The 25586-nt window shown below is 70.1% G+C and carries 19 protein-coding genes and 2 pseudogenes; 8 read left to right on the top strand and 13 right to left on the bottom strand.

Annotated features, from left to right (window positions below):
* Positions 1 to 580 (bottom strand): annotated as a pseudogene (locus AB0N03_RS44320) (hypothetical protein); the annotation flags it as partial.
* A gap of 310 nt (positions 581 to 890) precedes the next feature.
* On the opposite strand from AB0N03_RS44320, the gene AB0N03_RS44315 reads away from it, so the two are divergent.
* Positions 891 to 1034, top strand: coding sequence for a hypothetical protein (locus tag AB0N03_RS44315; protein ID WP_364386063.1), 144 nt, complete (start codon positions 891 to 893; stop codon positions 1032 to 1034).
* Between the two features lie 15 nt (positions 1035 to 1049).
* On the opposite strand, the gene AB0N03_RS44310 is transcribed toward AB0N03_RS44315, so the two are convergent.
* The 5 genes from AB0N03_RS44310 to AB0N03_RS44290 form a co-directional block, all read right to left on the bottom strand.
* Positions 1050 to 2288 (bottom strand): ROK family transcriptional regulator, encoded by a 1239-nt coding sequence (locus AB0N03_RS44310; RefSeq protein ID WP_364386060.1) that lies wholly within the window; start codon positions 2286 to 2288, stop codon positions 1050 to 1052.
* 377 nt (positions 2289 to 2665) lie between these two features.
* Complete coding sequence (locus AB0N03_RS44305) at positions 2666 to 4654, bottom strand: glycosyltransferase family 4 protein (protein ID WP_364386057.1); 1989 nt, start codon at positions 4652 to 4654, stop codon at positions 2666 to 2668.
* The gene (locus AB0N03_RS44300; RefSeq protein WP_364386054.1) at positions 4651 to 5316 is read right to left on the bottom strand and encodes a DUF998 domain-containing protein; all 666 of its coding nucleotides are present in this window, start codon (positions 5314 to 5316) and stop codon (positions 4651 to 4653) included. The genes AB0N03_RS44305 and AB0N03_RS44300 overlap by 4 nt, the downstream gene beginning before the upstream one ends.
* Before the next feature lie 56 nt (positions 5317 to 5372).
* Positions 5373 to 6758: a HAMP domain-containing sensor histidine kinase gene (locus tag AB0N03_RS44295; protein ID WP_364386051.1), complete on the bottom strand. Its 1386-nt coding sequence runs from the start codon at positions 6756 to 6758 to the stop codon at positions 5373 to 5375.
* On the bottom strand, positions 6755 to 7441 hold the full coding sequence (locus tag AB0N03_RS44290) for a response regulator transcription factor (RefSeq protein ID WP_364386048.1): 687 nt from the start codon (positions 7439 to 7441) through the stop codon (positions 6755 to 6757). The genes AB0N03_RS44295 and AB0N03_RS44290 overlap by 4 nt, the downstream gene beginning before the upstream one ends.
* A gap of 160 nt (positions 7442 to 7601) precedes the next feature.
* Between AB0N03_RS44290 and AB0N03_RS44285 the strand changes: the two genes are divergently transcribed.
* The 5 genes and pseudogenes from AB0N03_RS44285 (at position 7602) to AB0N03_RS44265 (ending at position 16155) form a co-directional block, all read left to right on the top strand.
* Positions 7602 to 8057 carry a DUF1707 domain-containing protein gene (locus AB0N03_RS44285; protein WP_364386045.1) on the top strand — a complete coding sequence of 152 codons (456 nt, stop codon included), beginning with the start codon at positions 7602 to 7604 and terminating at the stop codon, positions 8055 to 8057.
* Positions 8058 to 8999: 942 nt separating this feature from the next.
* Complete coding sequence (locus AB0N03_RS44280) at positions 9000 to 10739, top strand: SGNH/GDSL hydrolase family protein (RefSeq protein WP_364386042.1); 1740 nt, start codon at positions 9000 to 9002, stop codon at positions 10737 to 10739.
* Between the two features lie 35 nt (positions 10740 to 10774).
* Positions 10775 to 11673: pseudogene (locus AB0N03_RS44275) on the top strand (glycoside hydrolase family 32 protein); the annotation flags it as partial.
* On the top strand, positions 11656 to 13155 hold the full coding sequence (locus AB0N03_RS44270; protein WP_364386066.1) for a GH32 C-terminal domain-containing protein: 1500 nt from the start codon (positions 11656 to 11658) through the stop codon (positions 13153 to 13155). The pseudogene AB0N03_RS44275 and the gene AB0N03_RS44270, both read left to right, overlap by 18 nt.
* Positions 13156 to 13431: 276 nt before the next feature.
* Positions 13432 to 16155 (top strand): glycosyl hydrolase family 65 protein, encoded by a 2724-nt coding sequence (locus AB0N03_RS44265; protein WP_364386039.1) that lies wholly within the window; start codon positions 13432 to 13434, stop codon positions 16153 to 16155.
* On the opposite strand, the gene AB0N03_RS44260 is transcribed toward AB0N03_RS44265, so the two are convergent.
* On the bottom strand, positions 16152 to 16418 hold the full coding sequence (locus tag AB0N03_RS44260; RefSeq protein ID WP_364386037.1) for a hypothetical protein: 267 nt from the start codon (positions 16416 to 16418) through the stop codon (positions 16152 to 16154). The genes AB0N03_RS44265 and AB0N03_RS44260 overlap by 4 nt on opposite strands.
* A 57-nt stretch (positions 16419 to 16475) precedes the next feature.
* Here AB0N03_RS44260 and AB0N03_RS44255 point away from each other — a divergent pair, with 57 nt between their 5' ends.
* Entirely contained in the window at positions 16476 to 17084 is a 609-nt protein-coding gene (locus AB0N03_RS44255; protein WP_364386034.1) for a TetR/AcrR family transcriptional regulator, read from the top strand.
* 86 nt (positions 17085 to 17170) lie between these two features.
* Here AB0N03_RS44255 and AB0N03_RS44250 read toward each other — a convergent pair whose 3' ends face one another.
* The 3 genes from AB0N03_RS44250 to AB0N03_RS44240 all read right to left on the bottom strand — a co-directional run bounded on the left by AB0N03_RS44250 (position 17171) and on the right by AB0N03_RS44240 (position 19262).
* Positions 17171 to 18319, bottom strand: coding sequence for a hypothetical protein (locus AB0N03_RS44250; RefSeq protein ID WP_364386031.1), 1149 nt, complete (start codon positions 18317 to 18319; stop codon positions 17171 to 17173).
* A 168-nt stretch (positions 18320 to 18487) separates the two neighbouring features.
* Positions 18488 to 18907 carry a DUF6640 family protein gene (locus AB0N03_RS44245; protein WP_364386028.1) on the bottom strand — a complete coding sequence of 140 codons (420 nt, stop codon included), beginning with the start codon at positions 18905 to 18907 and terminating at the stop codon, positions 18488 to 18490.
* A 34-nt stretch (positions 18908 to 18941) separates the two neighbouring features.
* A complete protein-coding gene (locus AB0N03_RS44240) occupies positions 18942 to 19262 on the bottom strand; it encodes a hypothetical protein (RefSeq protein WP_364386025.1) in 321 nt (106 codons plus the stop codon).
* 111 nt (positions 19263 to 19373) lie between these two features.
* On the opposite strand from AB0N03_RS44240, the gene AB0N03_RS44235 reads away from it, so the two are divergent.
* Positions 19374 to 19940: a TetR family transcriptional regulator gene (locus AB0N03_RS44235; protein WP_364386022.1), complete on the top strand. Its 567-nt coding sequence runs from the start codon at positions 19374 to 19376 to the stop codon at positions 19938 to 19940.
* Between the two features lie 14 nt (positions 19941 to 19954).
* Here the strand turns inward: AB0N03_RS44235 and AB0N03_RS44230 are convergent, their stop codons facing one another.
* The 3 genes from AB0N03_RS44230 to AB0N03_RS44220 all read right to left on the bottom strand — a co-directional run bounded on the left by AB0N03_RS44230 (position 19955) and on the right by AB0N03_RS44220 (position 25546).
* A complete protein-coding gene (locus AB0N03_RS44230) occupies positions 19955 to 20788 on the bottom strand; it encodes a MarR family transcriptional regulator (protein ID WP_364386019.1) in 834 nt (277 codons plus the stop codon).
* A 63-nt stretch (positions 20789 to 20851) separates the two neighbouring features.
* On the bottom strand, positions 20852 to 21718 hold the full coding sequence (locus tag AB0N03_RS44225) for a hypothetical protein (RefSeq protein ID WP_364386016.1): 867 nt from the start codon (positions 21716 to 21718) through the stop codon (positions 20852 to 20854).
* A gap of 729 nt (positions 21719 to 22447) precedes the next feature.
* On the bottom strand, positions 22448 to 25546 hold the full coding sequence (locus tag AB0N03_RS44220) for an RHS repeat-associated core domain-containing protein (protein WP_364386013.1): 3099 nt from the start codon (positions 25544 to 25546) through the stop codon (positions 22448 to 22450).
* Positions 25547 to 25586 lie beyond the last annotated feature (40 nt).

Raw genomic sequence — 25586 nt, 5'->3', positions numbered from 1 at the left:
GGGGGTGCGGTGGTTGGGGTTGTGGCGTGTTTGCCGGGGGGGGGGGGTGGGTTTGGTCCGGCCCGCGGGGGCGGCGCCGGCCATCCCGGCGCCCGCCGCCGTTGTTCTGCACGGTGGTGTTTTCGATGGTCCAGTGTTCGCCCGAGTCGTGGTTGACGACGCCCTGGTCCTGCGGCGCGACGAAGTTCTGGACGGTCAGGCCGCGGATGACGACGTTCTTGGCTTGCTGGGTGAACGCGGCCAGGTTGATTCGCTGCCCGTCGAGCACCGCGCCCGGTGCGCCCAGGTAGGTGTCTCCGTCCTTCGGGATCACTTGGCCGAACGGGTCTGTGGCGAGGGTGTGTGTGCCGGGTGGAAGCCAGAACGTCGTTCCCGGCGGGGCGTCCTGCGTCTTGTGGTAAAGGTCGCCCGGGACCGCCGGGTCGATCACGACCGCGCCGGGTGGCGCCGTGGTGTACGCGACCGGCTGGTGGTCGCACACCGGTCCCGGCGTCGGCGATTTCGCCGCGGCGGCTGGTCCGTGGGAAACGAACAGGGTGGCCAGCACGGTGGCGGTGAGAATGGAACCGATGCGCGACATGCGGTGCAATCTACGTAGTCCAGTCCGGAATAAATATGGGCCAGCCGTGTCTACTTCGGCTCTTTCGGGTGTACAAACTACCGAATTTTCGGTGATCAATTAACTGAGCTTGAGTGAAATTAATGACGGAAAGGGTCTTGTCGATTGTCGCAAAACGTACATATCAGGATCCGTTTCTCGTGGTACCTATGTAGGGAAAAATACGGTTGCGTCAAGTGCGGTGGTGATTGTTTTGGCCGCGTGTAGTGACGCGTCGCATGGCGATACTCTTGTCCTAGAGCCGGTTTCCGTTTGCTCGTGCCGTCGGGGAGTGTTCGCGGCGGCTATCGCGAGCCAGGCTTGCGCCCGGGCCGGCTGGCCGCGTGAGTGGCGCGAAGTGGTGCTGGTGCTCCGCGACCACCCGGACACCGACGTCCGCGACCGCGCGTCGCGCAGGTCGCTTGCGTCCGGGTGACACGCCGCGCCCGGATCACCAAGCGTTCGGCGAAACCCGCGGCGTTTCGCTCAATGGATCGTGCAGCAGTCGCGAGAATCCGAGCTCGCCGGCGCCGATCAGGGTGGCGTCGTCCCCGAGAGCCGACACGCTCAGGCGCACTTTTTCCTTCGCCACCGGCAGAACATTGCGTGCGACGCGACTACGCACTCGCGGCAGTACACCGGCGTACACATCCCGCAACATTCCACCGAAGACGACCACCGCCGGATTGAAGAGATTGATGAGATTGGCCACGCCGATGCCCAGCCAATCCCCGACGTAATCGAGCGCGTCTCGAGCATCGGCATCGCCCGCGGCAGCGTCGGCGGCCACCGCCCGCACGGCGTCACGACCGAAGACCTCCGGCGGTCGGCGTGCGGCGTCCAGCAAGGCCCGTTCACCGGCTTCCGCCTCGAGGCACCCGCTGGAGCCGCAGCCACAAGGTCGCCCGCCGTGCGGGTTGACGACCATATGACCCAGCTCGCAGCCGTACCCCGCGTCGCCGTCCAGCACCGTGCCGCCGACGATGATCCCACCACCGACGCCGACGTCGCCGTGCAGGTAGACAAGGTTTTGCACCCCCATCCCGGCCCCACGAAGGTGCTCCGCGAGCGCTCCGAGATGCGCCTCGTTTCCCACCGGCACCCGCAGTCCCAGACCCAGCCGCCGTGCCAGTTCAGCGCCGAACGCCTGGTCAACCCATCCGAGGTCGGGGCCGAAACGGACGGTCCCGTCGTCGGGACGGATCATTCCGCAGTACGAGGCCCCCAGCCCCACACAAGTCGACGTCGACGGCGCCGCCTCGGTCAACTGGCGGCCGAGGTTCGCGAGCGTCGTGACCACATAGTCGAGATCGACTCCGGATCGGCGCCGGGCAGCGACCTTGCGGTCCAGGATGACACCGCCGAGGCCGATCCGGGCGGCGACCAACCGGTCCACCGCGACGTCGAACGCCAATACATGGAAACGCTGAGTCTCCGGCCGCACAATGAGCGAAGGGCGGCCCTGGTGACGATTGTCTGTCTGCGACACTTCCCGGACCAGGCCCGCTGCGCTCAGTTCTGCCGTCAACGTCTTGATCGTGCTTCGGTTGAGGTTCATCCGTCTCGCGAGTTCAGCCCGCGAGATTCCGCCGCTCAGGTGCACAAGGCGAAGAAAAGTACCGCGATTGTGCCGACGCATCTCCTCCTGATCCAACCCGATTCTCGAGCCGTCCCAGGGCGTCAATTCCATGTTGTGTCCGATGCGTAGAGTGTGCTGGCCAGACTGGCACCTTCGCGCTCTTCGCGCAATCCCGCGACGCGGCCACGTCTCGCCGCCGGCAGCCCGCCGGCCTTCGCCGGGCCGGACGCTCCGCTGGGTTGTGCGGCATCCAGACGACGTGGGTAACCGGATGTCGCTTTCGGGCGAGTTCACCGGTACGGCCGGCGGCTCGGTTACACCAGCGCAAAGGTTGACGGGCCGAGACACGCTGCCAGCCGATCGGTCAGATCAGCCAGCTTCGCCCTCGTCGATCAACCTGCGTTCGGGCATGCCGCACTGTCACAGGGAACGGGTAAGCGCCCGACCAATCTGAGTTGGCCGAGCGCTTACCCGGGATCGGTGATCGACTACGCGGCCTGGCCGACTGCGGACGACGCCGGAATGCCGAGCAGGATCCGATACTGCGTCTCGAAAGTCGCCAGCGCGTCCTCGATGTCGTGGCGCGCGACGATCGTCCGTGACGCCTCGCTCATACGTGCGCGCAGGTCCGGGTCGGCGGCCAGCTCGGCGATCCAGCGGGAGATCGTGGTGATCGCGCCCGGCTCGAACAGGTAGCCGTTCTCGTCGTGGTGGACCAGGTGGGGCAGGGCGAGCGCGTCGGCGGCGATGACCGGGAGGCCCGCCGCCATGGCCTCCATGGTGGCGAGGCTCTGCAGCTCGGCCGTGCCGGGCATGCAGAAGACGTCGGCCTCGGCGTAGCGGTGCACGAGCTCGGCATCGGAGACGAAGCCGTGGAAGGTCACCCGATCGGTGACACCGAGCTCCGCGGCGAGGGTTTCGAGCTCCGGGCGCCGGGTGCCGTCGCCGACGAGGTCCGCGCGGACGTGGGGCAGCGGGGCGAGGGAGCGCAGCAGCTGGTCGATGTTCTTCTCCGCGTCGAGGCGCCCGACGAACAGGACGGACATCGGCCGGTCGATCGGGCGGGCCGGTGCGGCGTAGTGGGCGAGGTCGATGCCGCAGGACACGACCTGGGCCGGCCGGTCGAGCCCGATCCCGGCGAGGACTTCGGCCGCCCGGGGCGTCGGCGTGGTGATGATGCGTGCGTCGCGGTAGACGCGTACGAGGTCCTTCCAGGCCCAGCGGGCGAGCGCGTCCTTCACCCGCCGGGGGAACGGGGTGTAGCCGAGGAGGTTGTCCGGCATGAAGTGGTTCGTCGCCATGCCGGGAACGTCGCGGTCGGCCGCCACTTCCAGCAGGGCGCGGCCGACGCCGAAGTGCGCCTGGACGTGGACGACGTCCGGGCGGACCCGGTCCACGATCTCGCCGACGGCCGTCCGGGCGCCGCCGGGGGTACAGAACCGGTATTCGCCGTGAAACGGGATCGCGTGGGAGCGAATCCGGTGAATCATGTAGCCGTCGCGCTGCTCGCTGCGGGCGGGGCCGTCGTCGGAGGGGCAGACGACGTGGACTTCGTGACCGCGGCCGGCGAGTCCCCGGGCCAGGCGCTCGGCGAAGAACGCCGCGCCGTTGATGTTGGGCGGGAACGTGTCGGCGCCGATCAGGACGCGAAGGCCGGTCGGGTGCTCGGGCACGGTTTTCTCCTCGATCTTCGGATGGGCTAGCGGAACGGCACCGGCGAGCACGCGCACACCGGCGAGAGCGACGACCGCGGCGAGCGCCGCCGCGGGCTGCGGGACCTCGCCGTAGGCCAAGGCGGCGACGGCGACAGCGGTCAGGGGATCGAGCACGGTCGTCGTGCCGACGACGACGGCGGTGGGCCCCGCGGCGTAGGCGCGGTGCAGGATCACGCCGCCGGCGCCGAGCAGCAGCAGAGCCTGCCCGCCGAGCAGGACCACGGTGGTCAGCGGCTGGGCCGCGGCGGCGTGCACGACCGACGAGCCGAGTCCGAAGAGGACAGCCGCTGCGGCGGCCAGCGCGGCGCACCCGGCCCGGGCGAACCACGCGAGCGCCGCGATCACGAACCCGATGACAGCCACGGCTTCGGCCGTCCCCGCGCTGATTGCCACGGACGGGGTGGCCGAGGAAGCGAGGGCCACGAACCCGGCGACGCCCGCCACCACGACCACGACGGCGGACACCACCCGGCGGTTGCGGGCACGCCGTCCGAACAGGACGGTCAGGACCAGGCTGAACACCCCGAGGGGCTGGACCACCGGAAGCGGGGCCAGCGACAGGGCGACGATGTGAAGCAGGCTGCCTCCGGTCGCCAGCGCGGTGCCGGTCCACCAGCCGGGGGAGCGCAGCAGCCGGGCCAGGACGCGCAGTCCGGGCGTGCCCTCGACGGCCAGCTCGGTGACCTCGGCGTGCTGCCGGGTCGCGGCCACCGCGAACAACACGGCGGCGACCAGGGCGCAGACGATGGCGAGGGCGGTCATCGGACGGCCTCCGACGTCGTGGCCGTGGGGCGCTGTGGCCGGCGGGCCGCGCGTCGCAGGGCGATCGCCATCGTGGCGACGATCAGGAACTCGGCCAGCAGCGCGGCGCGTTCGAGCAGCCCGGCCGGGAGCCGGCTGACCAGCTGCGCCGTGCCGAACGCGGCCGTGGTCACGACTCCGGCGATCGCGCCGCGCCGGAGTGCCGGGGCCGCGGTGCGCCAGCGGGGCTCGGCTCGCAACCGGGTGCTCAACGCCCAGGCCGCGAGCGGCAGGCTGGCGAACAGCACCGCCCCGCCCAGACGGTGGATCTCGCCGGACACCGTGGGGTCCGCCGCGCTGAAGCTGCTCCGGAAGAACAGGACCACCACGAGCCCGGCCGCCCAGAACAGGAAGAGCGTGCTCACCAGCGGGCCACGAGGCAGCGCGGCCAGCTGCGCGGCGACCGCCAGAGCTGCCGCGCACGCGAGCAGCAGCAGGATCGCTATCGCGAACAGCAGCCGGCCGCCGCGGTGCCAGGCGTAGTCGCTGACCGGGTCACGCCAGGGGCTGACGCGGCCGGCGAGCCCGAAGGTCAGCCCGGCGATGATCGCCTGCGCGACGGCGGCCATGACCAGCGTCAGCGTCGCCAGGGGCGTGGGCGAAAGCGCGGTCCGTGGAGTCACCCCTCAGACGGTGTCGGCCGTCCATGAGAGTTCGATGAAGATCGCGCTGAGTTTCCTTAAGAAGCGGTCAGCGGAAACACGAGATCGAACCGGGCGCCCCCGCTGTCGGCGCGGGAGGCCGAGGCTCGCCCGCCGTGCTGGACGATGACCTGTTCGACGATGGCCAGCCCCAGTCCGGAGCCGGGTAGCGCGCGGGCGGCGTCGGCCCGGTAGAACCGCTCGAACACGTGCGGCAGATCCGCCTCGGGGATACCGGGGCCTTCGTCGTCGACGCGGACACGCACCGTCTCGCTCTCGACCGACATGGTCACCTGCACCCTCCCGCCGGCCGGTGACCACTTCGCGGCGTTGTCGAGCACGTTCAGCACCGCTCGTTCGAGGGCGGCCGGGCGCGCGAGCACGTCGGCATCGGCCAGCTCGGCGCCGAAGGTGACGTTCGGCCAGCGCGACCGGGTGCGTTCGACGGCCGCGGTGACGACGTCGGCCAGTGCGAGGTGCTCCTCGGCTTCGCTCGGCCGTTCCCCGGTGGACAGGTCGACCAGCTCGCCGATCAGGGCCGTCAGCTCGACGGCCTGGGTGTCGAGGTCGGTCAGCAGCCGGGACCGGTCGTCGGCCGAGAGCTCACGCTCGGGGTTCGCGTCGGCGTGGATCAGCAGCTCGATGTTGGTGCGCAGACTCGTCAATGGCGTCCGTAGCTCGTGCCCGGCGTCCTCGACCAGCCGCTGCTGCTCGTCGCGGGAGCGGCTCAACGCGGTGAGCATCGCGTTGAACGATGTGGCCAGCCGCCCGATTTCGCCGGACGCGGTGACGTCGATGGCCGCCGACAGCTCCTGGGTGCGGGCGACGTTTTCGGCGGCGGAAGTGAGGTCGTCGACCGGCCGGAGCGCCGAGCGGGCGATCGCCCGGCCGACCACGGTGGCGCCGAGCACTCCGGCGGCGGACACCACGAGCAGCCAGAAACCCAGCCGGGCCAAGCTGTCCTCGACGTCTTCGGAGTCCTGCGCGACCTGGACCGTGCCCCCGTCGGACCGCGCGGCGGTCCACATGCGGAACCGGTCTCCGTCGCCGCGGTGGACGTTGGACGCCCGGCTGACGGAGAACGGCGCTTCCGGCGGCGGGGGCGGGAGTTCCGGGATCGCGCCCGCTATCGCGGTGACGGCGCCGGCGGCCGAGCGGAACTCGACGGTGAGGCCGTTGTTCCGGTCGGGCCCGGACTTGGTGGTGGTGGAGCGCAGGGTCGAGAGCGCTTCCTCGGGCGAGGAGGCTTTCGCGGCGAGCTGGGCGTAGGACTGCAGCCGGGCGTCGAACTGGTCGTAGAGGTCGGCCCGGGTGATACCCCAGGAGATCGCCGAGACCGTCACGACGGCGAGCGCGACCGCGGTGGCGACGAGGACGCCGAGCCGCGCCCGCAGCGACAGCTTCTTCCAGCGGGGCCGCTTCACAGCGGCTCCTCGCGCAGTACGTACCCGACGCCGCGCACCGTGTGCAGCAATCGGGGCTGGCCGTCGGCTTCCAGCTTGCGGCGCAGGTAGCTGACGTAGACGTCGAGCCCGTTGGACGCGGCCCCGAAGTCGTAACCCCAGACGTGCTCGAACATCACGGAGCGGGTGAGCACGATCCGGGGGTGGCGCAGGAACGTCTCCAGCATCGCGAACTCGGTGCGGGTGAGGTGCAGGGCGCGGTCGCCGCGGAACACTTCCCGGGTCGCCGGGTCGAGCGCCACGTCGGCGAAGCGCAGCGCCGCGGGAGCGGCCGGAACGTTGTACTCGGTGCGGCGCAGCAGTGCGCGTACCCGGGCCAGCAGTTCCTGCAGCGCGAACGGCTTCACCAGGTAGTCGTCGGCACCGGCGTCGAGACCGGCCACCCGGTCGGTCACGGCGGTGCGCGCGGTCAGCATGAGAACCGGCACGGTGTTGCCTTCGGCCCGCAGCACCCGGCAGACCTCCAGGCCGCCGAGCACGGGCATCGTGACGTCGAGCAGCACGCCGTCGGGGGTCTCGTCGCGGATCAGCGTGAGCCCGGCGGCTCCGTCACCCGCGATGGAGACGGTGTAGCCCTCGAACCGCAGCGTGCGCGACAGCGAGTCCTGCACGGCCGTCTCGTCGTCGACGATCACCAAGTGCACCCGGCGTCCCTTCGTCCCGTTGCCGATGACACACCGTAACTGTAGTTGAGGTTCTCGCGCGGGAGCCGAACTCTCATCGAAGATTAACGTTCGCGGGCGTCCTGCTCCGATTTCCGTGGTTAGCCTCGGGAGAAGTGCTTTCGGAGCGAAAGAGGAAATGATGAGTGAGAACGCGCCGGGTACCACTGTGCCCGAGGGGATCCGCTGCTCGGACGCGGAACGTGAGGAGGTCCGGGCCAAGCTCTGCGCGGCGGCCGGGGAGGGCCGGCTGACGATGGACGAGGTCGAAGAACGCCTCGGCCGCCTCGAGGAGATCCGTTACCGGCACGAACTGGCCTCGATGACCGCCGACCTGCCCGCACCGGAGCAGCATGCCCCCAAGGGATGGCGCCAGATCCTGGCTGCCGCTCGCGCGGCGCTCGCCGCCGATCTCGCGGTGGTGCGCGGTCGGGCAAGCGAACCCACGCCCGGTCGTCGTCGGCTGCTGATCATCGTCACCGTCCTCATCGGACTCTTGCTCGCCGCGGCGATCGTCGTGGGTGCCGTGCACGGCTTCGGGGCGGACGGTTTCGAGGGCCACGAAATGGGCGCGATCGAGCACGGCCACAGCGGCTGACCGTCCTCTCGGTACTGCCCGGGCGACGTCTTCTGAGCGGATGGGCGCCGATCAGCCGAGTGTGGCCAGGACCGTGGTGAGGGCGGCCTTTCCCCGGCCTCGTCCGGGCTGGTCGCCCGGAGCTCGCGCAGGACCTTGTCGATCTTCCCGTCGACCTGCGTCCACTCGGACCGGTTCTTGGGCTTCAACCGGGCTTCGGAGTTGTCCCACTGGATTTCGAGGTCGTCGACCCGGCTTGTCGCGGCCGCTTGGTTCCCGCCGTTGAGCAGGTTCAGCGTGTCTTGCGTGATGCCGCGGAAGGTCGACACGTCCCGAGCGGCGAAGTGTGGGCCGGCGCCGGACGGGCAAGCTCGCCGGGGGCCGGCGGCAGCGCAGCCGGCACCGAGGTGTCGTCCTGCAGCGCCGCCGTGCGGAGGGTGTACCCCACGCCGCCGGCGACGACCGTTGGCCCAGGGCAGGAAGTCACTCGCCGAAGCGAGGAGGGCGAGGAAACCACGAGTACGACGGCTGTCGCCCAGAAAGGCTTCCGGACACTCAGGCCGGCAGTGTGCGCGCGGAATCGGGATCCTGCACACGACCGGTGTTCCGGCGGAAACGCTGCGCGTCGCCATCCTGAAGCGGGCTCGCCGTGCCGGCTGATCACGACCGGCCGCTGCGATGGGTGCGACGAGCCGCCGTGCTCGTGTGGGCGTTCAGCTGGTACACGATCTACCGCGAGCTCTTCGTCTGGCGGCGCTCAGGAGTTCAGGGCGCGTGCTCACCTCTTTGGCGGTTGTGAGCGTCGCGAGTGCGGTGACATGATGCTTGAAACGTTTCATAGTACTGGCGGGCACCACCGGGAAAGCTGACGACCGGCGAGGCGTTTGTGCTGCGTGCCGACAACGTTGTCACCCGTGGGAACGCCGAAGTTCACCACTGCGCCTGGACCCCTGTGAGGACCTCGTGAAACGGATCCTGCCGGTCGCCGTGCTGGTCGCCGGGCTGCTGGTGCCGGCCGGGCCGGCGGACGCGGCGGTCACCTACCCCGGCCTCGCCGCCGCGTTCGACAACGCCGGAACCAGCCCGGCCGGCGCGCCGGCGTCGGCGAACCTGGACGGCAGCGGGCACAGCCTCATCGCCGAGGACCTCACCGCCGCCGGCTGGGACCGCGGCCGGGTCGTCACGGTCGATGGCGCGCCGATGCGGCTGCCCGCCGCCGCGCCGGGGACGCCCGACAACGTGGTCGCCGACGGCCAGCGCATTCGCGACCGGTTCGCCGGCGCCGCCTTGTCGTTCCTCGTGACCAGCACCGGTACGGCGACCGAGGGCACCGGGCAGCTCGAGTACGCCGGCGGGCACCTCCAGGACTTCCGGTTGGGCGCGCCGGACTGGTTCTTCGGCCCGACCGACCGGCTGACGGTCGCGTTCCCGCGCTGGAACACCCCGGCCGGGCCGAGCGCGTTCTCCGCGAAGCTCTACACCGTCTCGGTCCCGCTCGACCCCGGCGTTCCGGTCACCGCCGTCACCTTGCCGAAGACGACTTCGGGCGGGGCCCTGCACGTCTTCTCGATCGGCACCCGGCCCGCGGCCGGGCCGTGGACGGCGACGTGGGCCACGGCCACGGACGACGGCCTCGCCGCCGGCCCGTGGACCGAACGCACGCTGCGGATGGTGGAGCACACCAGCCGCGGCGGCTCCCAGGTGCGGATCCGGCTGGACAACGCCTACGACCCCGGCCCGCTGGTCATCGGCCACGCGACCATCGCCGTCCGGGGCGCGGGCGCGGTCCCGGCACGCACACCGGTGACGCTGACCTTCGGCGGGCAGCGCGAAGCGGCGCTCCCGGCGGGCGGGCAGGCCGTCAGCGACCCCGTGCCGTTCGCCGTGCCCGCCGGCGCCGACCTGCTGGTGAGCCTGTACCTGAAGGGCACCGTCACCAACGCGCCCATGCACAGCGTTGCCGTGCAGGACATGTACACCACGGCGGATGGCACCGGGGACCACACGGCGGACGTCGCCGAGTTCCCGTCCGCGGGCACCTTCGGCTTCTGGACGATCCTCTCCGGCATCGACGTGACCGGCCCGGGCGGCACCGGCACCACAGTCGCGTTCGGCGACTCGATCACCGACGGCTATCTGTCCACTCCGAACACGAACAGCCGCTGGCCGGACTTCCTGGCCCGGCGCCTGCCGGGTCGCGCCGTCGTGAACGAAGGCATCTCCGGCAACCGGATCCTGCAGGACGCCTTCAGCGGCGTCCCCGACGGCCGCACGGCCGGCGTCAGCGCACTGGCCCGGCTGAACCACGACTTGATCAGCCGGCCGGGGGTGCGGACCGCGATCGTCCTCGAAGGCATCAACGACATCAACAGCGGCGCGAGCGCCGCCGACGTCATCGCCGGGTTGAAGGAGATCGCCGCCGAGTTGCACGCGGCCCGCATCCGGGTGCTGGCCGGCACGCTCACCCCGATCAAGGGGTGCACCTGCAGCAGTGACGCGCACCTGGCGGCGCGCGATGAGGTCAACGCCTTCATCCGCGACAACGGCGGGGTGTTCGACGGCTGGGCCGACTTCGACGCCGCCATCCGCAACCCGGCCGACCCGGAGGCGATGCTCGCCGGCTACGACTCCGGCGACCACCTCCACCCCGGCGACGCGGGCTACCGCGCCATGGCCGCGGCCGTCCCGCTCGACCGCCTGTGAACGTCCACTTCGGAGTGTCGTGAAAGGATGGTCCCATGGTCCGCCGGATGCTCGCGGTCGTGCTCCTGGTCGCCTCGGCCGTCCTGGCTCCCGGCACTCCGGCGAGCGCCGGAGCCGCCTGGGACTACCCGGAGTTCCCCTACCCGGCCACCACCTACTCGGAGCCGTTCCGGGGCCAGTTCCACTTCAGCTCGCAGTCGGGGTGGATGAACGACCCCACCGGACTGGTCTACGCCAACGGGCACTACCACTTCTTCTACCAGCACAATCCGCACGGCCTGGACTGGGACACGATGCACTGGGTCACGCGACGAGCCCTGATCTCGTGCGCTGGACGCAGAAACCGGTCGCACTGGAGCCCGGTGTGCACCCGGGCACGCTGTTCTCCGGCGGGGGAGTGGTCGACAAGGCGAACACGTCGGGACTCAAGACCGGCTCGCTCGACCCGATCGTGGTGTTCTCCAACACCAACGGCGTCAGCGTGTTCTACAGCAACGACGACGGCCGCAGCTTCCAGTCCTACGACGGGGGGCGCAAGCAGATCGACATCCCGGCGGACAGCCGCGATCCGAAGGTGGGGTGGGACGCTGCCCGCAACCAGTGGGTGATGGTCGTCTGGTCGAACCGGGGCGGTAACGGCGTCGACCTCTACACGTCGCCGAACCTGCTGAAGTGGACGTTCGCCAGCCGGTACGCGGGCGACTGGCTCTTCGAGTGCCCCGACCTGTTCCCGCTCGGCGGGCGGTGGGTGCTGACTTCGGCGTCGAGCGACTACGTCGTCGGCACGTTCGACGGCCGCACGTTCCGGACCGACCGCCCGCAACCGAAGAAGATGAACCTCGGGACCACGTACGCGGGCGGCACGTTCTACGCGGCGGAGACGTTCACCGGCACGCCTGACGGCCGCGCCGTGCAGATGGCGTGGCAGGGCGGGAACCGCGGGAGCAGCTGGACCGGCAACGCGACCTTTCCGGTCACGCTCGGCCTGGTCGACTCGCCGGACGGTCCCGTGGTGACGCGCACGCCGGTCACCGAGTTGAGCGCGCTGCGCGCCGACAGCCGGACTTGGCGGAACGAGACGGTCCGGGACGGGCGCAACCTGTTCGACGGGATCCGCGCCGACACCTACGAGATCACCGCCACGTTCGACCTGGCCGGGGCGACCGCGAGCCAGTTCGGGTTCGCGCTGCACAGCCGTTCCGACGGCACGGCCGACCGGGTTGTCGCCTACGACCGCGCCGCCGGCACGCTCTACGGCAAACCACTGGCTCCCAGCGGGAACGAGGTGAGCGTGCGGCTGCTGGTCGACCGTGGGCAGCTCGAGGTGTTCGCCGACGGCGGGAAGTTCTCGCTGGCCGACAACGTCAACTTCGACTCCGCCGCGGTGAGCCAGGGGATCCGGCTGTTCGCCACCGGTGGCCAGGTAAGCCTCAAGAACGCGACGTTCACGCGGTTGAGCACCAGCTGGGGCACCGATCAGTCCACTTTGGAAAGCACCCTCGCCGGTCCGTGGCACGCGGCCGGCGGCGCGTGGACCGACACCAGTGGCGGCAAGCGGGCGCAGACCACCGGAGACGGGTTCTACTTGAGCGCGAGCAGCGGGTCCGATGGCGTGTACCAGGGCGATGTCCGGCTCGACACCGCCCAGGCGGCGGGTCTGACGTTCCGCGCCACCGCCGAAGGAGCCGGCTACACGGCGAACATCGACAGCAGCGGCGTGGTGAAGCTCTGGCGACCGGGGCGTGACATCGCGACGTATGCGACACCGATCGCCAAGGGACAGACCCATCACCTGCGTGTGGAGACCACCGGCTCGCGCATCCGGGTCTGGCTCGACCACGGCGCCGACCCGGTCATCGACGCCACGGACACCGCGTACCCGTCCGGACTGTTCGGCGCGAACGCGTACGGGGGAGTGGCGACCGTCCAGAACCTGAACACCGGCCCAGGCGGTTTCACCGCCTTCCCCTCGGGGCCTTGGACAGCGCCGAGCGGCACGTGGACCACGACTCCGGCCGGCCTGCGCGGGAACGCGGCCGGTGACGGCTTCTTCCTCAGCGACCGCACCGGAACGGACTTCACCTATCAAGGCGACTTGTCGGTCACCAACGGGACCGCGGCGGGCCTGACCTTCCGGGCGGCGGCGGACGGAACCGGCTACACGGCGTCCATCGACACCAGCGGCCTGGTCAAGTTGTGGCGGCCGGGCAGGGACATCGCGATCCACGCGACGCCGGTCGTCGAGGGCCGCACCTATCACGTGACGGTCCGGACCGCGGGATCGCGGATCCGGGTATGGCTGGGCGACGGCGCCGACCCGCTCATCGACGCGACCGACACTGCCTACGCGTCCGGGAGGCTCGGTGTGAACGCGTACGCGGGCAACGTGATCGCGCAGAATCTCAAGCTCGGTTGAGGCTGTTGACGAGCCGGCGCCGCTGTTGTGCGCCGGGCTGATCGGGTACCACGCCCTCGCCCGGGCCGAAGTGCCGGAACACGGCCGGCTCGGGATCGCCCTCAGTCGCCCGGCAAATGTTTGTCGTGAGATCCCGGTCCGCCGTCTTTACCAGCCCCGGGATCGGCCGATATGTTGTTACCCGCAACATATTGGCGTGGGGGCCGCCGCGAGAGAGGTGCCGGTTCGATGACGAAGTACGGCGACGCCGGTGGCGCCGGCAGAACGAGGCGAAGCGTGCACACGAGCCGAGCGGCTTTCTTGGTCACCGTCGGCTGCCTGCTGCTGGGCGTCATGACGGTGCCGGCCTCGGCCACCCCTGCTCCGGGGCACGCCGGCAGTGGCGACGGTTGGGTGCTGAGCACGACCGACACCTCGAAGAACTACTCCCCGACGTTCGTCGGCAACGGCTACCTCGGCGCCCGGGTGCCCGCGGCGGGCCATGGGTACAGCAGCAAGCCCATCGTCACCCAGTCCCAGCTCGCCGGCTTCTACGGCGCGCCCTCGGCCGGGCAGGAAGAGCGCGCCGGTCTGCCGACCTGGACCACGCTCGGCTTCGGGCGCGGCGGCGACGTCTACGGACTGGGGGAGTGGTCCTGCGGTTTCGGGCGGCTGTGCCCCACCTCCTACGGGAAGATTTCCGGGGGCGCGTTCGTCGAGAGCTCTCACCCCGGCTCCACCGTCGGCGCTTACCTGGCCGGGCTGAACACCAACGACACTCCGACGGTCGGCGGCACCGACGTCATCCCGATCCGGGACGCGCCGGCCGGTCCGGCGACGCTGGCCGTGCGCTACGGCAACGGCAGCGGGAGCCCGCAGACCGTCCACATCGGCGTGAACGGCACGCTCCAGCAGCTGTCCGTGCCCAGCCTGGCCAGTTGGGACGACTGGGCGGTGGTGACCGTGCCGGTGACCCTGAACGCGGGCGCGAACACGCTCGAGATCACCGTCACCGACGGGGACACGGCGCGGGTGAACGTCGACTACCTCGCGCTGTACCCGGACGGCGCGCAGCCGCCGACGCAGGTCGCCTCCGATTCGGTCGGCACCACCACGAACTACCGGCAGTCGATGGACCTGCGCACCGGGGTGCTGACCACGGCGTTCGACTGGACCTCGCCCGCGGGTGACATGACCAGCTTCGCCTACGAGGTCAACGCCAACCGTGCGGACGGCCACCTCGGCACGGTGAGCGTGCGGGCCGTCCCGCACTGGAGCGGAACGGCCACCGTCGTCGACGAGTTAGACGGCCGTGGACTGGACCACGCTTCGACGACGGACTCGCGGGTGGACGGGCGGACCGCGACGTTGTCGCAGACCGTCGTGAGCGACGGGAACCTGGTCACCGCCGGGGTGAACTCCGTGCTGCGCGTCGACGGGAAGACGGTGCCCACCCGGGCGCTCGCCGACCCGGGTGACGGCGGTGCCGGCCAGCGCGCGGATTTCCCGGTCCGCGCCGGGCAACCGCTGCGGGTCACCAAGTACGTCGGCGTCGCCTCCAGCGTCGACACCGACCGGCCGCTCGCGGCCGCGAGCCCGCGCCAGGCCGCCGCGAAGACCGCGGCCCGCGCCGCCGAAGACGGCTACCAGCGCGCGCTGGCCCGCAACGACGACGCGTGGTCACGGCTGTGGCAGTCGAGCATCTCGGTTCCCGGGGACGCCACCATGACCGCGCAGGTCCACGCGTCGATGTTCTACCTGCTCGCGAGCGTGCGCGCCGGGGTCGTGTGGAGCGCGAGCCCGGGCGGGTTGTCCTCGGACGGCTACAGCGGCCACGTGTTCTGGGACATGGAAACGTGGATGTACCCGGCGCTGCTCGCCCAGTACCCCGACATCGCCGCCGACGCGAACACCTACCGGCAGCAGCGCCTGCCGGCGGCCCAGGCCGCCGCCGCGGCACTGTCCACTCCGGACCATCCGATCAAGGGCGCCAAGTTCCCCTGGCAGAGCGCGCTGACCGGCAAGGAGACCACGCCGGACTGGTCTCCCGACGGCAAGCAGGAAATCCACATCAACTCCGACATCGCCCTGGCGCAGTGGCAGTACTACGAAGCGAGCGGCGACAAGGCGTGGCTGTGGGACAAGGCCTGGCCCGTGCTGCGGGGCATCGCCGACTACTGGGCCACGCGCGCCGTGCCCGACCCGGCCGGCGGGTACGCCATCAAGGACGTCAAGGGCGCCGACGAGTACCACGACAACGTCGACAACAGCGTGACCACCAACGCCGGAGCACAAGCCTCGCTGCGCATCGCGATCCGCGCCGCGGGGATCGCCGGCCGGAGCGCCGATCCGGCGTGGGGCAAGGTCGCCGACGGCCTGAAGATCCCGGTGGACGCGGGCGCGAACATCCATCCCGAGTTCGACGGGTACGCCGGGCAGACCGTCAAGCAGGCCGACGTGACGCTGCTGCAATACCCCTGGGCCCTGCCGATGGCACCGGCCCTCGCCCAAAACGACCTCGACTACTACCAGGCGCGCACCGACCCGAACGGTCCGTCCATGACGGACGCGATCGCCGTCATCGCCGGTTCGGCCCTCGGGTCTCCCGGCTGCGCCGTTTACAACTCCCTGCGCACCAGTGCGGATCCGTACCTGGCCGCACCGTTCGACCAGTGGTACGAAACCCGCACCGGCGGGGCGTTCGACTTCACGACCGGCCAGGGCGGTTACCTGCAGGAGTTCCTCTACGGGTTCACCGGGCTGCGCTGGGGAACCGACGCGGTCACCGTCGACCCCTTCCTGCCCCCGCAGCTGCCGGGGGTCGACCTCACCGGGGTCAAGTGGCACGGCCGCACGTTCGACGTGTCCGTCGGCCGGCAGACCACGAAACTGACCTTGCGCGCCGGTCCGCCGCTGCCGGTCCGGGTCGGCGGCGGTGACGTGCGCCAGGTCAGGCCCGGCGCCGCGCTGCAGGTACCCACCCGGCACCCCGCGGGGGATTCGACGAACTGCGGTCGCTAAAGGGCTACCACGCATCGGCAGGACCCGGCCACGTGGCTGATCCGGACCCCGTCGCCGGCGGTGAACACCGCTTGGCCGGCCGCGCCGAAGTCCACGCCGATGCTTTCGGCGGAGACGTCGGTGACCGCGCCGCGGCGGACGAGGGACCACCCGGTCGCCGGATCCGGCGCGCCGAACACGAGCACCCGGTCGCCGGGGCCGAAGTGGCGCCAGCGGCCACCGTCGACGTCGCTCCAGGCCGCGGTGAAAGCCTTCTGGGTCACGTCGCCAGACTGCCATACTTGTTGGTCGGATGACAAGTATGTTGTACGATCCTTTCCATGACCACTGCCCGTCGCACCCAGCAGGAGCGCCGTGACCAGGCCGAAGCCGCGTTGCTCAGCGCCGCCGCCGAACTGGTCGTCGACCAGGGGGTGCGCTCACTGACGCTGGCGCGGGTCGGCGAGCGAGCCGGGTACAGCCGGGGGCTGGTCACTCATCACTTCGGATCGAAGCAGGTGCTCCTCGAACGCCTGGCGCGCGCGACGCAGACCGGGTTCGTACCCGGGCTCGACGGGCTGAAGCCCGGTCTGGACCGTCTCCTGCGGCTGGTCGACGGGTACGTCGGAGCGCTCGGCGGGGTGGGGGTGCTGAGCCGGGCGTTCCTGCTGCTGTGGGCCGAGGCGGCCACGGCGTCGGAACTGGCCCCGATCTTCCGCGAGCGGGACGAGCAGTTCCGCGCCGACCTGCGCGAGGATGTCGTGGCGGGCATCGACGACGGCACCATCCGGCCCGACGTCGAACCCGGCGACGTCGCGATCGCCGTCGTCGGGCAACTCCGCGGAATCGGGTTGCAGCGACTGCTGGACCCGGCAGCCGTCGACACCGAACGGTTGCGGCGGCCGGTCACCGAGTACTGGCGTCGGGCGCTGACCCGGTCAGGGAGCTGACTTCGTCCACTTCGGACGGACGATCTCCCGGGAAGCGGGCCGTCTCCCCCGGTTCGGGGAGACGGCCCGCCGACGGGAACCGGGGCTCAGCCGTGAGCCGCCGCCACCGCCGCCGCGGCCGGCTGATCAGTGGCCGGCGGCATCAGCTTCGGGTATTCCTTCTGGAACTTCTCGATCATCGTGGCGGACGGGACGATCCGGTTCGGGTTGCCCTGGCTCGTCGCCTGCTTCTCGCCCCAGGCACCGGCGGCCTTGCGCTGGTCGGGGGTGCCGTGGCTGTGGTAGCAGTCGCCGATGGAGGCGTCCAGGTAGATGACCTCCTGCTGGGTGCGGGCGTCCCACCTGAAACCCTTGGCGTGCGCGACGAAGTAGCCGCCGTAGGCGTCCGGGCCCATCTCGGAAGACTCGTTCCGCGGGTAGTTTTCGTGGGCGAAGTCGACCTGGTGGCCGTACTCGTGGCCGACCACGGACTCCACCGAGACGTCGTCGAACCCGAGGAGGTTCACCGTGTCGAGCAGGCCGTCGCCCAGCGCCACGCGCTTGCCGCCGAGGCTGTCGGCCGGAGCGGAGAACGCGTTCAGGGTCAGCAGCGGGTTGCGGCCGCCCTGCATGCCCGGCACTTCGTAGAGCACCTTGGTGGCGAGCGCGGCGGCGGCCTTCACCTTCGCCGGCGCGAGGCCGAGGCTGAAGGTCTGCGCCATCTTCGCCTGGCTGCCGAGATCGGTGCCCTTCCAGGCGACGAGCTGGATGTTCCAGCTCTCGATGTCCCAGAAGCCGCGCAGCTTGCCGATCGTGTCGGTGGCGCGCGAGGTGTACTGGCCGTCGGTGCCGAAGACCTGCGGGGCCTTGTCGGACGCGACGCCCTGGACGTAGAGCTGGCTGAGCCCCGACAGTGCGTCGAGCGCCTGGCTCTCGAGCGGGGTGAGCTGTGACGCGAGCTTGTTGGCGTACGTCAGCAGCGAACCCTCGGTGCAGCCGGGGATCGGGCCTTGCGCGGCCTGGCTCCGGGGGCCGATCTGCGGGATCGGCGACTCGATGAGCCGGTCGACGTTGCGCAGCGCGCTCGCGGGCAGGCCGTTGTAGAGGTCGGTGACGTCCTGGTACAGCTGCGCGACGTCCTGCTCGACGGTGGACGGCACGGCCGCGGCCGCGGGAACGGCCGTGGCGAGCGCGAGCGCCGCCACGGTGCCCGCTGCCGCGAGCGTGGTGCCGAGGAATCTGGTCCGGGTGGGCAAAATGGGTCCCCTCTTCTGTTCCGGTTCAAGATCACGAAGCACCGCCACATTAGGACGGTGATTGGCGGTCGAACCGGCGCCAGGACAAGAACCCCGAAATGGCTCACGTCTTTCGGAGGGTTTTCGCCGTGCGGACATCGGCCGAAAGTACTAGGAGCGGCCGTATTCTCAGGTTCGCGTCTTCGTCATCCGGTAGCGCTCGACCACGTAGCCGAGCAAGACCAGCCCGAGGCCGGGGAGGGCGAACTTGAGCTGCTGCCAGTTGTCTTCGCGGGGCGGGTCGGCGCTGGCGGTTCCCGGATAGAGCCCGGCGGAGAGCTGGGTCAGCAAGTAGAGGCTTGCCGTGATGGTCGCACTGTCCAGTGCGGCACGCGAACGGCCCGGCTTCCACAGGTGGTACAGCGTCGCCAGGGATAGCCCGGCACCCATGCTCATGGTCTGGGCGTTGTGGAACTTGGCGTGCGGCGGCCATGCCGGATTGTGGATGTGTGTTTCGTTCCAGTCGGCGAGGTACGGGCCGACCAGGGTTCCCGCCGCGGTCAAGGAGATGAGCGCTTTACCGAGGGGGAACTTCTGGAGACTTCTCATATCGATCTCTCCATCGGGGGAAACGGACGAGTTCTCACGACCGCGCTCGGTGCGCGGCTTCCGCCGCGTCCGGGGGAATGGTCGGGTAGACGTCGGCATCGAAGAACCGGGCGAAAGGCAGTGTCGCCAGGGTGTCCGCGACCTGGTTCTCGTCGGCGGCGATGATCTCGACGAACGTCGCCCGCCGGGCGGGGGAGACGTAGTGGGCGCCGATCCTCCCGTCCGTGCGCAGGATCTCCAGCTGTTTCCGCTCGTCCTCTCGCAAGGCGGCGAGTTCCGTGAGGTCCGTGTCGTCGCGGAGGGTTCCGACCACCATGAACGTCTGTGCCGCGGCCGGATCCGGGGTTGTGGGCATGGTTTTTCCCTTCGGTGGGGCTGAACGCCGAGTGATGTCAGCTGATGACATCAGCCTAGCACAGTGATGTCATCAGCTGACATCACTGTGTGGCAGCTCTACACTCGCCCCATGGGACGATGGGAGCCTGGAGCCGGCGACCGACTGCGCGAGGCCGCTCTGGCCTTGTACCTCGAACGCGGCTTCGAGCAGACCATGGTGGTCGAGATCGCCGACCGGGCCGGGGTGACCGCGCGCACCTTCTTCCGCTACTTCGCCGACAAGCGTGAGGTCCTCTTCGACAAGGCGGCCGAAATGGCGGAGAAGTCATCGGCCGCGCTGGAGGCGGCGCCCGCGTCGGCATCGACGCTGGAGGTCGTCGCGGCCGCGCTCGACGCCGCGGCCGACCTGATCGGATCCGACCGCGAACTCGCACGGCAGCGGCACGCGGTGATCACGGCCAACGCCGAACTCCGTGAACGGGAATTGAGCAAGCTCGCCCACATGTCGGCCGCGCTCGCCGACGGGCTTCGACGGCGGGGCATCGACGACGTCGAAGCCACCCTCGCCGCCGAGACCGGCGCCGCGGTGTACCGGGTCGCCTTCCAACGGTGGGTCGACGCCGCCGACGACCTCGACCTGCGCGACGCCATCCGGCAGTCCTTCGACCGGCTGCGCACCCTGACCGCGCCCGGCTGATCCGCCCCGCCGGGCTACAACGGGAAAACCGTCCGGAAGGCAGCCGAGACCGGCTCGAGGTCGGTGACGAGGCGGTCGAGCTCGCTGGGGCTCAGTGCGTTGTACGGCGCCTCGGCGAGCCGGTCGGTCAGCGCCTCGACTCGCGCCTTCGTGGCCCGGCCGGCGGCAGTGAGCCAGCCGTCGGTCCCGACGAGACCGCGGGTGCGCATGCCGTCGATGACCGCGGTCAGCTGCGCGGCCGGAAGGTACCAGACGCGGCCGAACTCCTTCGCGGGCAGGTCGATCGAGAGGGCGTGGAGCACGTGCGCCTCCGTCCCGCCGATGCCCTCGGTCACCAAAGCGACGATGTGGCCGTCGCCGCGGTGCTCGCGCAGCAGGGTGGCCGCGTGCCACAGCCGGGCGACGGGCTCCTGCGGAACCGGCAGCGCGCGCAGGGCGGCGTAGAGGGCGCGTCCCTCCACCGGTGCGCTGGTCGCCGCGGTCAGCAGGAGGTCGCCGGCGCGCGCGATGGCGGGGTCGTCGGCGCGTTCGCCGAGGATCCGGCGCATGCCCGCGACGCATCCCCGCTCGCGGGCGGCCAGCGCGGCCTCGGGCGTGGTCAGGTCCCAGACGCGGGGGAGGTGGCGGGCCACTTCGCCGGGGGCGAAGTTGTAGAAGACGGCGTGGACCAGTTCGGCCGGCGCTGTGCGGCCGAGCGGGGCGGCCCGTCCGGCGAAGTAGGCGTCCCACTGGTTGCGCAGGCCCAGTGCCATCAGGGCCTCGTCCGACTCGTCGGCGAAGTAGGGCACGAGGCCGATGGGCTCGACGAGGTCGTACATGCGGCGGGCTACGGGTTCCGGGTGAGACATGTCATCCCCTGTGGCTACTGGCGGCGCTCCTCGTGGTGGCCGCTCACCTGCTCCACGAACGGCTCACCCGGGATCCGACACCCGGCCTCCGCCGATTTCGGTCGAGCAGATCCCGACACGACGGAGGCGCTCGCCGGCCTCGTTCTCCGACAGTGAGGTGACGGGCAGCCCGGCCGCGTGCTGGAACTTGGCGTCATAGGCCCTGGTCCACACGCCCGCCGCCCACGCGCGTTGAAGTTCGTCGGCGCTGAGGTCCCGGCCACGCGCACGGCCGTACGCGACGAGGAATCGCCGCGTGTCCTCGACGGTGGCCGGCTTGTCCGCGTCGACGGTCGAGTACAGCGCGGCGGCGAAGCCGACCAGGACGTCTTCGCTGTCCGCGGTCACGCTGTCCCAGTCGTGCACCACCAGCAGCGCGTCTTCGCTCCAGCGCAGGTTGCCGGCCAGCCAGTCGCAGTGGCCGAGCACAGCGCCGGACCCGCCGATCCGCAACCGGTCGCGAGCACGACGCCCGGCGTCGTCGATCCACTCCGCGCCGGACACCTTGTCGAGGTCGACATCGGAGTCCTCCGAGCGCGGCCACAGGCCGCCCCCGGCGTGGTTCCAGGCCGCCCACGACGGTGCCGGGCCGAGCGCGGGCATCTCAGCAGGACTGGGGGCCAGCCGGATCAGCCACGCGAACGCCTCAGCGAAGACAGAGGCCGCGCGGTCCGCGCTCGGCAGCACGGCGCCGCCAGGGACATAGACCTCCGCGGTGGCGATGTCACCACCGAAGGGAGCGGCGCCGGTGAGTGGTTCCGGGCAGGGGTAGCCGGCCTGGAACAGGCGACGCTGAACTTCGATGCACACCGCTACCCGCGGCGCGTCCGGCCGAACCTTGACCACGACGTCACGGCCATCGGCCAGCCGGAGCCCGATGACCGCGGACAAGTGCCCGGACCTGAATATTTCCTCCGCCGGCGAGCTACCCAGATGCTCCAGGCACCAGTGGGCGAGACCGCCGGGATCGACCACACGCGCACGAGGTGGCATCTCGGCATCCTGACAGACGAACGATCAGCTCGACGGGAGCCTCCTCGCCGGCGTCCGCACATCGGCGTGAGCGCGAGATGGAGCCGCTTCCGCGGCGTTCCTCCACGTCGATGTCGACCGCCAGGAGCGCGACCAGGGCTGATCGCGCCTACCGTCTCCGGTGGGACGCCAGCCACTCGGCGATGTCGATGAGCACGGCCGGGTCGACGTGCCGCGGCGACTCGTACGCGGCGGTCACCTGGTAGTCGCGGGCCGATACCGACTGAGGTGTCGGCTCTCGCTTTCCTGGCGGGGCAAGGGTGGTGGCCGCCTCGGTCGCTCATCCGGTGGTGGTCCCCTTCATCGGTGAAGGGAACCACCACCCGGCCATCCGACGGCACCACGGGCCCCGTCAGGTGGCCGGCGACAACCAATCTCAGTCCAGCTTCGCCCAATTCCGTTTGAGAGCGATAGCCGAGTAAAGAAACAGCAGCGCAAAGATGGCCGTTATGACAATCGAAATGGGATTGCGCCAGATTATTGACATGATTACGAGAGCGATGAGCAGAACTGCCGAAAAACTGGTAAAAGCTATGCTCACCGACTTGCTCATCACCTTTGGTTCTCCTCGTGTCAGGTTGGTTCAGTCTAGCCGTTACGGCAGGCGAGTACCGCGCCGCCGATGGCGCCGACCGTGGTGAAGGACGTCCCCACCGCGAGGGGGGCTGTTATGCCGCCGGTGGCGACGGTGGAGGCCCATGTTCCTGCCGCTCCGAGCAGAGCGAAGATGGCAGTCGCGCCCGTATTCACGCAGCCTGCTGAAACAGTGCCGGTGGGGTCAGTGCGATTGACCGGGTCGCCTTGGCCGTAGGCGTACGGGTTGGCTTCCTGCCCGGTCGGGTCGGGTTGGGTGAAGCGGGCGTAAACCGGGCTGTAGTGGCGATATCCGGTCAGGTACTGGCTGCTGGCGAGCTGGTAGCTGCCGAGCCAGCGCAGCCGGTTGGCCGATCCCGCCGGGCCGGTGATGCTGGTGTTGAACCCGTACGGGGTGTACCCGTAGGTGGCCGTCACCGCGCCGGAGTCGTCGACCAGGGCGACGACGCTGCCTTGGTAGTCGGTGATGGCGTTGTGGTGCTTGCCCGCGGTGTCGACGAGCCCGGTGAGGGTGCTGTCGGTGTCGTGGGCGTAGGTGGTGTTCGCGCCGTTGTCCACGGTGCGAGAGATGCCCAGCGCGGTGTGGGTGAAAACATGCGTCGCGCTGCTCGACCCGGACTGCTCGGTGATCGACGCCGGCTGGGTTTGGTCGAGGGTGTCGTAGGACGCGGTGAACAGGGTGCTGGTGCCGGAGGTGACCGACGTCAGCTGGTTGGTGTCGCTGTAGTTCGCCTGGCCGCCCGGGTTGGTGGTGGTCAGGTTCCCGGCACCGTCGTAGCCGACGGTCGTGCTGTCGATCTTGGTCATCTGGTCGGCGTTGTTGACGGTGTAGGTGTGGCCGTCGCCGGCGGTGACGTTCCCGGCGTTGTCATAGCTGTAAGTGCGAGCGCCGGCCTTGGTGAGACGGCCGAATCCGTCGTAAGTGTTGTCGGCCGTGCCGGCGGCGTCGGTGCGCGACTGGACCTGGCCGGTGTCGGTGCCGTCGGGCCGCGTGTAGCGGTAGGAGGTCGAGAACACCGCTGTTCCGGCCGGGTTCTTAACCGTGATCCCGGTCTGCCGGGCGGATTTGTCGAGGGTGATGGTTTCGGTGGTGCCGCCGGGCAGCGTGGCGGAGGTGCGGTGGTCGGCGTTGTCGTAGCCGTTGGTGGTGGTCTTGTTCGCCTGGTCCTTGACCGAGGTCAGCCGGTTCGCGGCGTCGTAGCCGTAGTAGATCCAGCCGGTGGCGTCGTCGACGGCGGTGACGTTGCCGGCGCGGTCGTAGTGGTAGGTCGCGGTGCCGATGGTTGTGCCCGCGGTGCGCACGACGCGGGTCAACAGGCGTCGTTCGTAGCTGTTGGTCAGGGTGGCCCCGGCCGTGCTGGCGATGGTGCGGTTGCCGGTTTTGTCGTAGGTGTAGGCGGCGAGCCCGGTGCCGTCGGCCTTGGCGACGGAGACGACGCGGTCGAGCTTGTCGTAGCCGTAGACCAGCTTGATGCCGTTGCCGTCGGTGACACTGGTGACCCGCGAGAGCGAGTCGTAGGTGTAGGTGGTCGGCTTCAGCGGCAGCGGCGGGGTGACCGTGGAGAGGTTCCCGGCGGTGTCGTAGCCGTAGGCGGTGGTGTGCCCGTTGCCGTCGATGGCCGTGGCGACCAGACCACGCGCGTAGGTGTACCTGGCGACGTCGGCGTTGAGGGCGCCGGAGTGCACCGCGGTGACATTGCCGGAGGTGTCGTAGCTGCTGCTGACCTTGTTGCCGGAGAAGTCGGCGACCTGGGTGGGCAGGTGTGGGTGGGCGCTGTCGGTGTAGCCGACGCTCATCGTCGCCCCGGTGGCCAGTTTGCCGCCCTTGAGGTTGTTGAGCGGGTCGTAGTCGTAGGTGGTGGAGTTGTTCAGCCCGTCGGTCAGCGAGGCGACATCACCGTGGGCGGACCAGGACTGGGCGCGGTTGTGGCCGAGGGCGTCGGTGGCCTTGGTCTGCCGGTACTGGTTGTCGAAGGTGTAGGTGGTCTTGTGCCCGTTCGGGTCGGTCACCGTCGTCGTGCCGGACCCGTAGGCGTAGCCGGTGGTGCCGGCGACCCCGTCGTAGTTCGGCTCGGCCACCTGCGTCACCACGCCGTTCGCGTCGTAGGTCAGGGTGTAGACCCGCCCGAGCGTGGTGGTCAGGGACGTGATGTGGCCGTCGGCGTCGAGGCCGAAGCTCGTCTTGTCCCCGGCTCGGTTGGTGATCCCGTTCATGCGTCCGCTGGTGGGATCCCAGCTGTAGGACGTGGCGACCTGTCCCGTCGGGTCCGTCACCGACTGCAGCCGCCCGTTGCCGTCGCGGTTGAGCGTGGTGACCCGGCCCTGGGTGTCGGTGATCGAGGCCAGCGAATAGTCGGCGTTGTAGCGGTAGGTGATGGAGTGGCCGTTGCGGTCGGCCTGAGACGACAGCTGCCCGTCACCGGTGAACGACCACACCTGGCCGGAGTCGTCCTGGGTGAGGTGGTAGGTGCCATTGGCGAGCTTCGTCAGCGTCGCGTGCGAGCCGGACGGCGTGGTGTAGCTGCCGTCGGCGTTCTGCGTGTACTCCGAGCAGTACCCGGTCGCGTCGCGGACGATGACCGAGCCGAGCATCACCCGGAGGTAGATGTCGTGGCCGGCGGAAACCGTCCAGTGCCCGCCCAGCTCGTTTCCCCAGGAATCGCGGCTGTTGTAGGTGGCGTCGAAGGACATGTCCAGCCCGGTGCCCTTGACCGTCAGCTCCCGATCGGTGATCACGGCGTTGCCGTCGGACCGGTTGACGAGCAGCTCGGTGCGGTCGGAGATCGGGTAGCGGTCCATCGCGAACCACGGCTGCGTCCCGACCGGCGCACCCATCGCGCAGGTCACCGTCCGGGGTGACTGCGCCGATCTCGGCGCCGTCCGCGCCGGTCTGGCCGAGAGCCGGGCGGCCGGGATACCGGTCGGCGTGCGGTCGACCTTGGCCGACGGGGTCCAGGACGCCGGCAGCGGCACCCCGTTCTGCGTCGGCTCGGAAGCCGCGGACGCGGTCGCCGGAACCGCCGCGACCAGCGCGACGGCCGAGGTGACAGTGATTATGCGCAGCACACAGTGCCGCAACGAATTTCGTCGCATGGAAAGGTAACTCCCCTCGGAGCCTTCCGGCTCCACCCAA

It is taken from the genome of Amycolatopsis sp. NPDC051061, from assembly GCF_040682935.1.
Classification (GTDB): Bacteria; Actinomycetota; Actinomycetes; order Mycobacteriales; family Pseudonocardiaceae; genus Amycolatopsis.
The sequence above is the reverse complement of the archived record's forward strand: the minus strand, read 5'-3'. Positions and strand labels throughout refer to the sequence as shown.

Bases quoted from the DNA above. Each gene is read 5' to 3' on its own strand.
- AB0N03_RS44220 (WP_364386013.1), bottom strand. From the start codon at position 25,546: ATGCGACGAAATTCGTTGCGGCACTGTGTGCTGCGCATAATCACTGTC.
- AB0N03_RS44310 (WP_364386060.1), bottom strand. From the start codon at position 2,288: ATGGAATTGACGCCCTGGGACGGCTCGAGAATCGGGTTGGATCAGGAG.
- AB0N03_RS44305 (WP_364386057.1), bottom strand. From the start codon at position 4,654: ATGACCGCCCTCGCCATCGTCTGCGCCCTGGTCGCCGCCGTGTTGTTC.
- AB0N03_RS44285 (WP_364386045.1), top strand. From the start codon at position 7,602: ATGAGTGAGAACGCGCCGGGTACCACTGTGCCCGAGGGGATCCGCTGC.
- AB0N03_RS44235 (WP_364386022.1), top strand. From the start codon at position 19,374: ATGGGACGATGGGAGCCTGGAGCCGGCGACCGACTGCGCGAGGCCGCT.
- AB0N03_RS44255 (WP_364386034.1), top strand. From the start codon at position 16,476: ATGACCACTGCCCGTCGCACCCAGCAGGAGCGCCGTGACCAGGCCGAA.
- AB0N03_RS44240 (WP_364386025.1), bottom strand. From the start codon at position 19,262: ATGCCCACAACCCCGGATCCGGCCGCGGCACAGACGTTCATGGTGGTC.
- AB0N03_RS44230 (WP_364386019.1), bottom strand. From the start codon at position 20,788: ATGTCTCACCCGGAACCCGTAGCCCGCCGCATGTACGACCTCGTCGAG.
- AB0N03_RS44270 (WP_364386066.1), top strand. From the start codon at position 11,656: ATGGCGTGGCAGGGCGGGAACCGCGGGAGCAGCTGGACCGGCAACGCG.
- AB0N03_RS44245 (WP_364386028.1), bottom strand. From the start codon at position 18,907: ATGAGAAGTCTCCAGAAGTTCCCCCTCGGTAAAGCGCTCATCTCCTTG.